This window comes from Labilibaculum sp. (assembly GCF_963664555.1).
In the GTDB taxonomy this organism is placed as follows: Bacteria; Bacteroidota; Bacteroidia; order Bacteroidales; family Marinifilaceae; genus Labilibaculum.
On sequence record NZ_OY761461.1, the window covers coordinates 607,649 to 620,265 of the forward strand.

Annotated in this window: 11 protein-coding genes and 3 tRNA genes; 8 read left to right on the forward strand and 6 right to left on the reverse strand. The window is 36.8% G+C overall.

Annotation, left to right across the window (positions count from 1 at the left end):
* Positions 1-162 precede the first annotated feature (162 nt).
* Together yedF and selD are read right to left on the reverse strand one after the other, a co-directional pair.
* Positions 163-504: a sulfurtransferase-like selenium metabolism protein YedF gene (gene yedF, locus ACKU4N_RS02535; RefSeq protein WP_321320040.1), complete on the reverse strand. Its 342-nt coding sequence runs from the start codon at positions 502-504 to the stop codon at positions 163-165.
* Between the two features lie 6 nt (positions 505-510).
* On the reverse strand, positions 511-1,551 hold the full coding sequence (gene selD / locus ACKU4N_RS02540; protein ID WP_321320042.1) for a selenide, water dikinase SelD: 1,041 nt from the start codon (positions 1,549-1,551) through the stop codon (positions 511-513).
* A 255-nt stretch (positions 1,552-1,806) separates the two neighbouring features.
* On the opposite strand from selD, the gene ACKU4N_RS02545 reads away from it, so the two are divergent.
* Positions 1,807-2,589 (forward strand): histidine phosphatase family protein, encoded by a 783-nt coding sequence (locus ACKU4N_RS02545; RefSeq protein ID WP_321320044.1) that lies wholly within the window; start codon positions 1,807-1,809, stop codon positions 2,587-2,589.
* 56 nt (positions 2,590-2,645) lie between these two features.
* Here the strand turns inward: ACKU4N_RS02545 and ACKU4N_RS02550 are convergent, their stop codons facing one another.
* Complete coding sequence (locus tag ACKU4N_RS02550; protein WP_321320045.1) at positions 2,646-3,287, reverse strand: O-methyltransferase; 642 nt, start codon at positions 3,285-3,287, stop codon at positions 2,646-2,648.
* A gap of 2 nt (positions 3,288-3,289) precedes the next feature.
* The gene (locus tag ACKU4N_RS02555; RefSeq protein WP_321320046.1) at positions 3,290-4,510 is read right to left on the reverse strand and encodes a M16 family metallopeptidase; all 1,221 of its coding nucleotides are present in this window, start codon (positions 4,508-4,510) and stop codon (positions 3,290-3,292) included.
* 126 nt (positions 4,511-4,636) lie between these two features.
* Here ACKU4N_RS02555 and ACKU4N_RS02560 point away from each other — a divergent pair.
* Positions 4,637-4,709: transfer RNA gene (locus tag ACKU4N_RS02560), tRNA-Phe, on the forward strand.
* A 28-nt stretch (positions 4,710-4,737) separates the two neighbouring features.
* Positions 4,738-4,810, forward strand: a tRNA-Phe gene (locus tag ACKU4N_RS02565).
* Positions 4,811-4,870: 60 nt separating this feature from the next.
* Here ACKU4N_RS02565 and ACKU4N_RS02570 read toward each other — a convergent pair.
* On the reverse strand, positions 4,871-6,154 hold the full coding sequence (locus ACKU4N_RS02570; RefSeq protein ID WP_321320048.1) for a S41 family peptidase: 1,284 nt from the start codon (positions 6,152-6,154) through the stop codon (positions 4,871-4,873).
* Positions 6,155-6,515: 361 nt separating this feature from the next.
* Between ACKU4N_RS02570 and ACKU4N_RS02575 the strand changes: the two genes are divergently transcribed.
* The 5 genes from ACKU4N_RS02575 to ACKU4N_RS02595 all read left to right on the forward strand — a co-directional run bounded on the left by ACKU4N_RS02575 (position 6,516) and on the right by ACKU4N_RS02595 (position 11,702).
* Positions 6,516-6,588, forward strand: a tRNA-Phe gene (locus tag ACKU4N_RS02575).
* Between the two features lie 217 nt (positions 6,589-6,805).
* On the forward strand, positions 6,806-8,335 hold the full coding sequence (gene gpmI, locus ACKU4N_RS02580; protein WP_321320051.1) for a 2,3-bisphosphoglycerate-independent phosphoglycerate mutase: 1,530 nt from the start codon (positions 6,806-6,808) through the stop codon (positions 8,333-8,335).
* Between the two features lie 98 nt (positions 8,336-8,433).
* Entirely contained in the window at positions 8,434-9,015 is a 582-nt protein-coding gene (locus ACKU4N_RS02585) for a DUF3109 family protein (protein WP_321320053.1), read from the forward strand.
* Positions 9,016-9,242: 227 nt separating this feature from the next.
* Positions 9,243-10,613, forward strand: coding sequence for a dipeptidase (locus tag ACKU4N_RS02590; protein ID WP_321320055.1), 1,371 nt, complete (start codon positions 9,243-9,245; stop codon positions 10,611-10,613).
* A 369-nt stretch (positions 10,614-10,982) separates the two neighbouring features.
* Positions 10,983-11,702: a FadR/GntR family transcriptional regulator gene (locus ACKU4N_RS02595; protein WP_321320056.1), complete on the forward strand. Its 720-nt coding sequence runs from the start codon at positions 10,983-10,985 to the stop codon at positions 11,700-11,702.
* Positions 11,703-11,778: 76 nt separating this feature from the next.
* Here the strand turns inward: ACKU4N_RS02595 and murQ are convergent, their stop codons facing one another.
* Positions 11,779-12,609, reverse strand: a complete 831-nt coding sequence (murQ, locus tag ACKU4N_RS02600) for an N-acetylmuramic acid 6-phosphate etherase (RefSeq protein WP_321320058.1) — start codon at positions 12,607-12,609, stop codon at positions 11,779-11,781.
* Positions 12,610-12,617: the final 8 nt, after the last annotated feature.

The following is a 12,617-nucleotide window of genomic DNA, read 5'->3' on the forward strand; positions in this document are numbered from 1 at the left end:
ACAAAGCTTTATGTAATATGTAGTTGTTATGGATAGAAAATCAGAGAAGAAGTAATAATATGCCTAAACAAAAAGATATCTTATGGGAGAGTTCTGGAAGCCGAAAATAAAAAAAGCTCATCTGTGGTTCAGATGAGCTTCTTTATTTCTTTTGAAATCCGTTTATAGATTGATCACCTTATCGGCATCAGCCTGAAGGGTGATAATATCAGGCATACTTCCAACGGTTCCTACTTTTATTTGATCAGATAAATTAAAATAATCCAAACAGGTTTTGCAGGCAAGAAGCTGTACTCCTTTTTTGCTGAGATTTTGTAAGGCTTCTAAGGCAGGAGAGTTTTCACAGATTAATTTTACTCCTGCATTGTAAAAAACAATGATTTTGGGTGTTCGCCCATCAGCATCCAGAATTTTAAAATAGTTGGTAATTAATTTCAAAGCCAATTCTTCGCTGCCGGTTCCCATTCCATTCTGAGTAACCTGAATTAATGTATTTCGCTGCATATTATTTTATTTAACGCTGATATAAGGTTCATCTGTATTTGTACGCTCAATCATTTTCCCAATCGGATTTAGATCAAAGCCTTCGCTTTTGGCCAGAGCAACAAACTCGTTGATGTGATTATCGTCTACTGCTACCAAAAGGCCACCGCTTGTCTGCGGATCGCAAAGCAGTGATTTCTGGTCTTCGCTAATCGCTCCAATTAAATGTCCGTACGAAGCCCAGTTTCTTTTGGTTCCGCCAGGAGTACATCCTTGTTTAATTAATTCTTCTACACCCTCAATTTTAGGAACGGCAGCATAATCAATTTCAGCATTTACATTACTGCCTTCGCAGATTTCACCCAAATGACCCAATAAACCAAAACCGGTAACATCAGTCATCGATTTGATATAGGTTTGCTCACCAAAAACGATTCCAGCCTTATTTAGAGTGCACATTAAATCAACAACAATTTTATTGTTTTCGTGTGCTATTAATTTCTTTTTTTCGGCAGTGGTTAGTACTCCAATACCCAATGGTTTTGTAAGGAAAAGCGTGCAGTTTGGAGTTGCAGTGTTGTTTTTCTTTACCCGATCGGCAGCAACAAGTCCGTTTACCGAAAGACCAAAAACAGGATCGCCTATATTGATGGAATGACCACCGGCCAATTGAATTCCAGCATCAGCACAAACATCCCGGGCACCTTCCACTACTTTTTGAGCAATATCGGTTGATAATTTCTCTAAAGGCCAGGCCAAAATTGCCAAAGCCATAATTGGTTTTCCGCCCATAGCGTAGATATCACTGATGGCATTTGTTGCTGCAATTCGACCAAAATCGTAAGGATCATCAACAATTGGAGTAAAAAAATCGGTGGTACTGATTAAAGCTTGTCCATTTCCCAAATCGTAAACTGCTGCGTCATCTTTTGTATCGTTGCCCACCAACATCTTTGGATTGGGAATGGCAGGAGTACTGCTTTTTAGAATGCACTCCAGATCTTTAGGAGATATTTTACAGCCACAGCCTGCTCCAGGACTAAATTGGGTTAATTTTTTTGTTTCCATATTGTTTTTGAATCTAATAAACGGTGCAAAGATATTACTTTTTATGCTTCATTATTGGCAAACAAGATGCTTTATTGTTAGAATGTGGTATATTTTGAAAATGTAGTATTTGTGTTTAGATGAGGTGGTATTGAGTGGACAGAAAAAATCTAACCACAGAGAATACGGAGGTTCAAAGAGTTTTCCTAATTGGATTTCTTCCTGATCAATTAATAATTGTTAATTTTGGTTTTGTCTCAATATAAAATTAGAAACTTGATAACGATTAAAAATAGTTTAAAATCTTTTTCAATAGCCATTCTGGCATTTTTTCTTTCGGCTTGTTCTGCTCCATGTAATTTGCAGAAGGAGAAAAAATCATTTGATCAGATTTCCAAAACTAAATGTGAGACGTTTACCTGCGTTTCGGAAGTGGATACAATGATTCAAAACAAGCTGAAGAAGCAAGGGAAACGGATGCTTCAAATCTATTTGATTCGTCATGCAAAACCCAATGTGAAAAAGAATTGGTTTTATTCTGCTGATGAGGCCATGCAGTATGTGCTTGATTACAATTCGGTGCCAATTATTCCTTTCGATCCTTCTCTTGTGGTGGTAAACCTAAATTCCAATCATATTATTTATTGCTCCAGTTTACCTCGTGCGCAGGAAACGGCATTAAAAATTTTTGGAGATAAATTTCCGGTCGTTTCTGATTCTATATTTCGGGAATTTGAAATCAGAATGATATCGGCGAGTAGCTTTTTGAAAATGCCATTGGGAATTTGGCAGGCTTTTAGTCGGGGCAGTTGGATGCTGGGTTTTAATCATCGGGGCATCGAGAGCCGTAAAGAAGCAAGACTTCGAGCCAGACAAGCATCTGAAAATTTAATTAAAGTTGCTTATGATGAGGAAACCGCCGTTTTAGTTGCCCATGGCATGCTGAATGGTGCAATTGCCAAAGAATTGGAGAAGAAAGGATGGAAGCTGATTCAAAAGCAAGGGCATGTTAATCTTGGTGCTACCATCCTTGTTAAGATTGTGGATTCAAATGATTAAATGATATGGAATTCCACCAACAGCCACCTGTTCCCTGTTTTTACACAACTGTATAATTATTTTTTTCGAATCATCATTAATCCATGACGCATGGGAAGAATCAGATTTTCGACTCTGGGGTCTTCCTGAATAAATTGATTGAAATTTATTATCCCCTGAGTTTGCTGGTCGTTGTTTTCGACTTCTTCAATTACTTTACCATCCCATAAAACATCATCGGCCAAAATAAAACCGCCTTTATTTAGCTTCGGAAATACAGCCTCAAAATATTCGATGTATTGTCGTTTATCGGCATCAATAAAAATGAGATCGAAATTTTCGTCCAATTTTGGAATCATCTCAAGAGCATCTCCAATATGGAATTGAATGCGATCTTCAAATCCCGATCGCTTAATGTATTTACGGGTAAATTGTTCCAGTTCGTCGTTGCAGTCAATGGTGTGAATGATACAATCATCACTGGTTCCCATAGCCATGCTTATTGCCGAATATCCTGTATAGGTTCCAATCTCTAAAATGCGCAGGGGACGAATCATCTGGCAAGTCATCTTTAAGAATTTTCCCTGAAGATGACCCGACAACATTCTTGGGCGAAGCATTTTAACGTGAGTTTCACGGGAAAGATCCTTCAATACCAAATCTTCTGTTTCAGTATGCTGCAGTATATAATCTTCAAGTTCTTTATTAACTTCTATCATGCTTATTTGTACATCAAAGTGGTTAACAGATCTTTATTTAGAATTTCGTTGGCAACTTCAAGCAATTCTTCCGCTGTAATGCTCTCCACCTTTTGATACAATTCCTCCAATGAGTCAATTCGATTGTACAGCAAAAAGCTTTTACCAATGCTGAGCATTAGGTTTTCATTGTTTTCCGAAGAAATAGCAATCTGACCAATCATCTGATTTTTAGCTCGTTTTAATTGCCCGGAGCCAAGTTTATGGGTACAGAGTAAATCCATCTCTTTGTTGATCAAACTAAGACACTTATCCAAATTGCCTTTGTCGGTACCAAAGTAGATGCTGAAAACACCTGTATCTGCATAAGGCGTGTAATTTGCTTCAATATTATAGGCCAATCCGTGTCGTTCCCGAAGGGTTAAATTCAAACGTGAATTCATGCCCGGGCCACCTAAAATATTGGTGAGCAATGACAATGGAATTCGTTTTTCATCATTTAAGTCATAGGCTATATTCCCCATCACACAATGTCTCTGATAAGTTTTCTTTATCATGGTTTGTGTGCGGGCTTCATACGAATTTGGCTTTTTTCTCTTGGTCGTGCGAATATTCTCAGGTATGTGCCCAAAGTACTTCTCTACCATTTTTACCAATTTGCTGAATTTAATGTTCCCCACCGAACTAATTACCATTTGATCCGTGTGGTAATTGTTCTTAATGAAATTCAATATGTCATCACGTTTGAACTTTTTAACATGTTTTGGAGTTCCCAAAATATTTCGGCCAATCGGATCATTTTTGAATATTAATTCTTCAAAATCATCGAAGATCAATTCCGAAGGAGAATCCTTATACGAATTGATTTCATCCAGAATAACTTCCTTTTCTTTCTCTAATTCCTTTTCAGGGAAAACAGAATTGAAAGTGATATCGCTAATGAGTTCTAAAGCTCTTTTGTAGTCTTTATCGAGGAAAGTAGTGTAAATACAGGTTTCTTCCTTGGTAGTGTATGCGTTTAATTCTCCGCCTACATCTTCCATTCTGCTGAGAATATGGTATGCCTTCCGTTTAGTGGTACCTTTAAATACAACATGCTCTATGTAGTGAGCAATTCCCCATTCCTCCTCTTTTTCATCACGCGAACCAGTATTTAAAATAATTCCGCAGTGTGCAACATTTGCGTTCACGGCATGGTGAATTAGTCGTATACCATTTGATAATGTGTGAGTTTCGAATACCATATATTTTTTTATTAGGTCGCAAAGGTAATAAGAAGTTTAGATTCCTTTAAAATTCCTCTCTAATTTTATTGATTTTATTTGGTGATTTTATTTTTTTGCGTACTTTTGCATCGCTCAAGTAAAGAGGGTACCATAGCTCAGTTGGTAGAGCAATGGACTGAAAATCCATGTGTCCCTGGTTCGATTCCAGGTGGTACCACATCCTTTTTCTTTGAGTACACCAATAGGGTACCATAGCTCAGTTGGTAGAGCAATGGACTGAAAATCCATGTGTCCCTGGTTCGATTCCAGGTGGTACCACGAAAAGAGGGAAAGATGTTAAATCTTTTCCTCTTTTTTGTTTTGGGAAAATAATCAATTTTAGAAAGCATCAATCAGCTCTTCCAATCCTTTTTTCTTGAATTCCCGTTCGTTTGTTGATAAAGCTTTTGCAGCAGTTATAACTGGGAATTTCTCATTCTTAATATATTCCAGCGCAGCATGCAGATTTGATTCATCAATATCCCCAAAGTCATGACTTAAATCGTCAGATATTTCATAGTTAACCGGAATGCCATCAAAATAGCCGCCTTCGTCATTTGCATTGGTGATGGAAAAACTAATTGGCACAATGGCCAAATTCAAAGCTTTCTCCTCAAATACGTACATGCCAACTGGTTTTCCGTGTGTTTTGCTTCCTATCAGAATCACATTTTCTTTGCCCAAGTATGGTTTTAATCCATTAATAACCATCTCGCTTGCCGAAGCAGTTCCGGACGTGGTAATTACGAAGACTCTTTCGAAACCATAGGCTGCATTCTGTTTTACAAATGCATCAGGGAAATTTTCACTTGTTTTTGAATTGTTGTGAAATACTTTTGAGTAAACTTTACCAGCATACGCATTGCCGGTTATTAAATCTGCCAATTGGTTGGATATGTAAGTACTGCCACCTCCGTTGTATCTTAAATCCAATACAAGTTCTTTTGCATTTTGTTCTTTAAAATAGGTGAAGGCTTCGTTTAATTCTTCTTCCGATTTGTTTAAAAAGCTGTCAAATGCCAGATAGGCAACTTGAGTTCCTTCAATCATCGTTCTTTTTAATACTGTATTTTGATCAAGTACCTTTTGAGAAGCGGTGATTTCTTTTTGCTCGCCGGCATTATTTTCAAAAATGAAGGTTCCGCTCGATTTGTCAAGTTCATTTAATATTTGTTCTTCCCTTAGGTTTGAAATTGCCAATTGGTTAATGTTTACCAATTTCCATCCGCGTGTAACTCCTTCTGCAGCCAAAGGTGATTCATCAAATATAAGTTTTACTCTTAAATCATTAATGTTGTCAAATTTGAAGGATAAACCATAACCTGTGTAGGTGCCATTCTCAAAATAAGCTAGTAATTCATCAAGGTTGGCTATATAGCTCCATCGATCTTGATCAGCAAGCAGTGCTTCAAAATAGTCGTTTGCCGATGAGTAATTGGCTGAACTAATATCCGGTAAATCTTCATTCCACAAATACCACTCCTGCATCGTTTTATCAATGATTTCGTAAGCCGATTTATCATTGCCCGATCGTGGCAATATATTATTGTCATCACTACACGATAGAAATAAGGATGCCAGAATTACTACAAGTGAATATTTATTGAGAATTGAGAATTTCATATGATTATAATTTTAAGTTTTTGCCGTATGGTCCCGAAAGTTTTCGGGATTACCAAACTGGACTAATTATTCCTGTGTGTCAATTTATCTTGACAATTAATCAGTTCGATATTCTAATTTATTGAAAAAACAAGACAATTTAAGTTTAACAAAAACCATACCTAAGGTTTCTTTAACGGGTAAAATCGTCATCTATTGTTTAATTTTCAGCAAAATAATCTATAGAATCAATCTAAATAACATTGTGAAAAAATTGATACTTAATCATATTGACATTTTATATCTGCTATTTATACTCGATGTGGCCTGCTTTGTTTTGCGAAGTACAAATTTTCTTTACATTTGTAACACCAAAATAAAGGGTACCATAGCTCAGTTGGTAGAGCAATGGACTGAAAATCCATGTGTCCCTGGTTCGATTCCAGGTGGTACCACAAAAAAAGCCGATCATATGATCGGCTTTTTTTTATGCTTTCGAATGTGGAAATCCATTCGAAATGTTAAAGTTTGAATAAATTTCAAAAAACAAACGTTTTCGATCTAAAATAAAGAAATTCAAGTCTCTAACTAATTTTTTTATTTGAATTAATACGATATTTTTGCAAGACTTAGACCAACTAATAAAGAATTTAAGATATAAAATACTTCAAAATGACAAATAATAAAAAAGCTTTATTGATGATCCTTGACGGATGGGGGATCGGTGATAAATCAAATTCGGATGTAATTTCTTCGGTACCGACTCCATACATGGATAGCCTGTTGGCAAAATACCCAAACTCTCAATTACAGGCAGCAGGTAGATTTGTTGGTTTGCCGGACGGACAAATGGGGAATTCAGAAGTTGGACATTTAAATATCGGTGCCGGTCGTGTTGTTTATCAGGATTTGGTAAAAATAAACATGGCTGTAGAACAGGACACCCTTAAGGAAAATGAGCAGGTTATTAAAGCTTTTACTTATGCCAAAGAGAATGGTAAAAAAGTTCACCTGATTGGATTGATTGGTAATGGTGGTGTTCACTCATTAAGTTCTCATGCAATTGCTCTTTGCGATGCAGCACAAGCTTTTGGATTGAAAGATGTGTTTGTTCATGGATTAACCGATGGACGTGATACTGATCCTAAATCAGGATTAGGATTCGTAAAAGAATTTGTTGAAGCAATTGAAACTACCGGATCAGCAAAATTTGCATCTCTTATTGGCCGTTACTACGGAATGGATAGAGATAGTAACTGGGAACGCGTTAAGCTTGCTTACGATTTATATACTAAAGGTGAAGGTGTATCAGCTTCCAACGTTGTTGCAGCAATGGAAGAATCATATGCAGAAGGTGTTACTGATGAATTTATCAAGCCAATTGTAATGGTTGATGCCACAGGTGCTCCTCTTGCTATTATTGAAAAAGGTGATGTAGTTATCTGTTTTAATTTCCGTACTGATCGTTTGCGTCAAATGACAACTGTGTTCACTCAGGAAGACAAGCGTGAGTTCGGAATGCATACCATGGATGTAGAATGGTATACCATGACTTGCTACAATGCGAACTTTAAGGGAGTGAATGTAATCTATGATAAAGATAACGTTCAAAACACAATGGGTGAGGTTGTATCTAAAGCTGGAAAAAAACAGATTCGTATTGCTGAAACTGAAAAGTATGCTCACGTAACTTTCTTTTTCTCGGGTGGTAGAGAAGCTGAATTTGAAGGCGAAAGAAGATTAATGGTTCCATCTCCAAAAGTGGCAACTTACGATTTACAACCAGAAATGTCTGCTCCGGCAGTTGCCGATATGATTACTGCTGAATTGAATGCTCAATCGGCTGATTTTGTTTGTTTGAATTTCGCCAATGGCGACATGGTTGGTCATACAGGAGTTTATGAAGCAATTTCAAAAGCAGTTCAGGCTGTTGATAAATGTGTTGAGCAGGTTGTTGAGGCAGCAAAAGCAAATGGATATGATGTGATTATTATTGCAGATCATGGAAATGCTGATTTTGCAGTAAATGCCGACGGTTCTCCAAACACTGCACACTCTTTGAATCCGGTTCCTTGTATATGGGTGACTGAGAATTCCAAAGGAATTGAGAATGGTATTCTTGCTGATGTGGCTCCAACTTTATTGGATATCATGGGTATTGAAAAACCTGCAGATATGACTGGTAAATCTTTGATAAAATAGAAGATTGTAACTGAAAATATAAGTTTCCGTATTATCTTTGCCGATAATACGGATTTTTTTTTAATCCACGAAAGTAGAAATTGTAAAAGGATAGCATTGTGTTACAGATAGGAAAAGCCATAGTAAGTTTAGACGTGATTGAAAAGAAATTTATATGTGATATTTCGAAATGTTGCGGGGCTTGTTGTGTAGAGGGAGATTCGGGTGCCCCATTAGAGGAAGAAGAGAAGCTGATTATTGAGGAGATTTATCCTGTTATAGAAGAGTATCTTACCGAAAAAGGCATTGAAGAAATTGAAAAACAAGGTAAGACTGTAATCGATTCGGATGGTGATTTGGTAACACCTATCATTAACAATAAAGAATGTGTTTATACGGTTTTTGAAAATGGATCGGCACAATGTGGTATCGAAAAAGCTTTTTTCGATGGTAAAATAAACTTTCGCAAACCAATTTCATGTCAGTTATACCCAATTCGAATTCAGAAATATGAAGAGTTTGATGCGGTGAATTATAACAAATGGGATATTTGCAAACCTGCCAGAGAATTGGGATTTAAAAATGGAACACCGGTTTATGTTTTCTTAAAAGAACCATTAATCAGAAAATATGGTGAAGAATGGTATAAAGAGCTTCAGTATGCAGCTGAACACATTGATGAAATCATGAAAAAAATGTAGATGACAAAGTACCAAGTGTAAGAGTAAAAGCATCACGAAATTATATTGTAAACAGTAGCCGTTTGGTTGCTGTTTTTTTTTATGCTTTTATGTCTGTTTATTTGATTTGTGATTTGATGGGTGTTGATATTTAGAGGTTGCAAATCTCTATTGGATGAAGACTGAAAGCTAATTTCTAATTGCTATATTTACGTTTCAAATTACTTAAATCCAATAAACACACTATTATGGATAACATTAAAGCATATATTGAAGAGAACAAAGAGAGATTTTTAGAGGAATTGTTTGGACTGATTCGAATTCCATCGATTAGCTCGATTGAAGCAAATAAACCTGAGATGTATAAAGCTGCCGAATACTGGAAGCAGTTAATGCTGAATGCGGGTGCTGATAAGGCGGTGGTAATGGAGACAGAGGGAAATCCTGTTACTTATGGCGAGAAGATTATCGATCCAAAATTGCCGACAGTTATGGTTTACGGACATATGGATGTAATGCCGGTTGATCCAATTAATTTGTGGAATACTGATCCTTTTGAGCCTGTTGTTAAGGATGGTAAAATTTGGGCTCGTGGTGCTGATGATGATAAAGGCCAGGCATTTATGCATGCCAAGGCTTTTGAATATATGGTGAAGAATAATTGTCTTCCTTGTAACGTGAAATTCATGATTGAAGGTGAAGAAGAAGTTGGATCACCTAATCTTCCAAAATTTTGTGAAGAACACAAAGAAATGCTGCAAGCCGATGTGATTTTAGTTTCTGATACAGGAATGATTGCTCCGAACATACCATCTATAACTACAGGTTTACGCGGTTTGATGTATTGGGAAGTTGAAGTGACCGGTCCTAATCGTGATCTTCATTCAGGATTGTTTGGTGGAGCTGTTGCAAATCCAATTAATGTATTGGCTAAAATGATTACTCAGATGGTAGATGATAACGGGCACATTACCATTCCTGGATTTTACGATGATGTAATTGAAGTAACAAAGGACGAAAGAGCAATGATGGCTGAAGCTCCTTTCAATGTTGAGGAGTACAAAAAAGCAATCGACGTAAAAGAACTGGCTGGAGAGAAAGGCTATACTCCTTCTGAACATACAGGAATTCGCCCTTCGTTTGATGTTTGTGGTATTTGGGGAGGATATATTGGCGAAGGTGCCAAAACAGTTCTTCCTTCAAAAGCATATGCAAAAATTTCAACCCGTTTGGTTCCTAATCAAAACTGGGAAAAAATTTCAGTTCTTTTTAAAGAACATTTCGAATCAATTGCTCCGGATTGTGTAAAAGTAGTTGTTACTCCGTTGCATGGTGGGCAAGGATATGTTTGTCCGATTGATTTCCCTGCTTATATTGCGGCTGATAAAGCATATACCGAAGTTTACGGAAAACGACCGGTACCTGTTCGCAGCGGTGGAAGTATTCCAATTATTTCTTCTTTCGAAGAGATTTTAGGAATTAAATCAGTATTAATGGGATTTGGACTGGAAAGTGATGCAATTCATTCTCCAAATGAGAATTTTCCGTTGGAACAATTTTTTAATGGAATCAACACAATTCCATTGTTCTATAAGTATTTTGCCGAATTGAAGAAGTAATATCTTAAAAATTTTCATCCTGTTAGTCACTTAAATGTTTAAATAAATGGGATAAGAATTTGCAATTCAAATATAATTAAGAAGGGTATCCTAGCCAGGATACCTTTTTTTGGGGCAAAAAATATTTTGGTATGATCAGTTTAATACCTGATTGAGATTTGTCTTAATACCTCATTTTTCGGGGGGATAATTATTATTTTATTTCATTGATACTTCGGAATCGTTTAAAATAAAGCTTAAACCTTGAAAATCGGTATTTTTCTGGTTATGTTTGTATTTGGGTTTAATTGTATGCTTTTTTGACGAGATACAGACTATTTGCTGTATATTTCGTAACAGATCATACAAGTTGAAGTAAATTTGTAGTTCATGGATGAAATTTTTGGAAAAATAGGATCAGCTCAAACTCTTAGTCAGAAGATTGAGCGCCGAATAGAAGAGGCTATTCGCCAGAAGAAATTGCTGGTGGGAGCTAAACTTCCATCGGAGCGGGAATTATGCGAGATGTTTGCAGTTAGTCGAACTGCATTACGCGAAGCTTTGCGTAGATTAAGTGCCCGGGGCTTAATTGAAATCAAAAAGGGAAGTGGCATGTATGTTAGTGAATTGAAAATCAAAGATGCCATTGATTCTTTAAATTTGTATTATGATTTAAGTTTTGATAGTAACCTGATTCCTCAGATTATAGAAGTCCGGCGTGTTTTTGAACCGGAAATAGCCCGGATGGCAGCAAATAACAGAAGGGATAAGGATTTGGACTTATTGCTTAAGAATATTGCAGATTTGGAAGATTGCGATCCGGATAACACCCAAATGGAAGCAGATATCATCAATAAATTTCATTTGAATGTTGCTAAGGCCTCCTGTAATCCTATTGTGATTATTACTATGGAGCCAATCTATTCTCTTTTGCCGCGCATGCGAAATTTGATTTATGCCAATGTCGATGGAGAGAAAGATTTCACAATTAAAGCTCATCGTACCATTTATGAGGCTATTCGGGATAAGGATGCTGATAAGGCTTTTGAAGCAATGGTTGGACAAATAAACAGAACCCTTGAGATTTACACACAGTATTTGAAAAAATAAGAACTTGACTAGTCCTAAAAAAACGGAGGTTGATAATTCAATCTCCGTTTTTTTTTTATCGTTTTTGAAACAATATTTATTTGTAAGCCTCAATTGCCTTTTTTACTGAGCCATGTTTTAATAGTAAGCTTTTGGCAACTTCTTTTTCAAGTTTTAATTCTTCCATGATCATTTTGGTTCCTCGTTCAACCAATTTTTTGTTGGTAAGCTGCATGTTTACCATTCTATTGCCCTGAACTCTTCCCAATTTAATCATTAAGCTGGTGGTGATCATGTTTAGAATCATTTTTTGAGCAGTTCCGGCTTTTAATCTGGTACTTCCAGTAACAAATTCGGGTCCTACAATTGCTTCAATTACAATTTCTGCCTCTTGTGAAACGGGAGCTCCCGGATTGCATGTAATACAAGCTGTAAGCAAACCATTTTCGCGGGCTTTTTTTACTCCCCCAATAACATAGGGAGTTGTGCCCGAAGCAGCAATTCCTAATACCGTATCATTTTGATTAAAACCATGTTCCTGTATTTCTTCCCAGGCTTTGTTCCAATCATCTTCAGCCGATTCAACGGCATTTCGCAAGGCCTTTTCTCCTCCTGCAATCAATCCAATTACAATATTCCCCGGAACTCCAAAAGTTGGCGGCAATTCCGAGGCATCCAATACGCCAAGTCGGCCACTTGTTCCGGCACCTATATAAAATAATCTACCTCCGGCTTTAACACGATCAACAAGTAGGGAAACAAATTTCTCGATTTCGGGAATTGTACGATTTACGGCCAAATGAACTTGTCCGTCTTCCTGATTAATTCCAATAAGTAGTTCATTAACCGACATCTTTTCTAGATTCGAAAAGTTAGAGGGTGATTCTGTTATTTTGTTTGAAGTTTTCTGATTACCTGCTTTGTTCATTCTTTTGT

Excerpts from the sequence above, each read along its gene's own strand:
- yedF (WP_321320040.1), bottom strand. The coding sequence starts at position 504 with ATGCAGCGAAATACATTAATTCAGGTTACTCAGAATGGAATGGGAACC.
- selD (WP_321320042.1), bottom strand. The coding sequence starts at position 1,551 with ATGGAAACAAAAAAATTAACCCAATTTAGTCCTGGAGCAGGCTGTGGC.
- ACKU4N_RS02550 (WP_321320045.1), bottom strand. The coding sequence starts at position 3,287 with ATGATAGAAGTTAATAAAGAACTTGAAGATTATATACTGCAGCATACT.
- ACKU4N_RS02555 (WP_321320046.1), bottom strand. The coding sequence starts at position 4,510 with ATGGTATTCGAAACTCACACATTATCAAATGGTATACGACTAATTCAC.
- ACKU4N_RS02570 (WP_321320048.1), bottom strand. The coding sequence starts at position 6,154 with ATGAAATTCTCAATTCTCAATAAATATTCACTTGTAGTAATTCTGGCA.
- gpmI (WP_321320051.1), top strand. The coding sequence starts at position 6,806 with ATGACAAATAATAAAAAAGCTTTATTGATGATCCTTGACGGATGGGGG.
- ACKU4N_RS02590 (WP_321320055.1), top strand. The coding sequence starts at position 9,243 with ATGGATAACATTAAAGCATATATTGAAGAGAACAAAGAGAGATTTTTA.
- ACKU4N_RS02595 (WP_321320056.1), top strand. The coding sequence starts at position 10,983 with ATGGATGAAATTTTTGGAAAAATAGGATCAGCTCAAACTCTTAGTCAG.
- murQ (WP_321320058.1), bottom strand. The coding sequence starts at position 12,609 with ATGAACAAAGCAGGTAATCAGAAAACTTCAAACAAAATAACAGAATCA.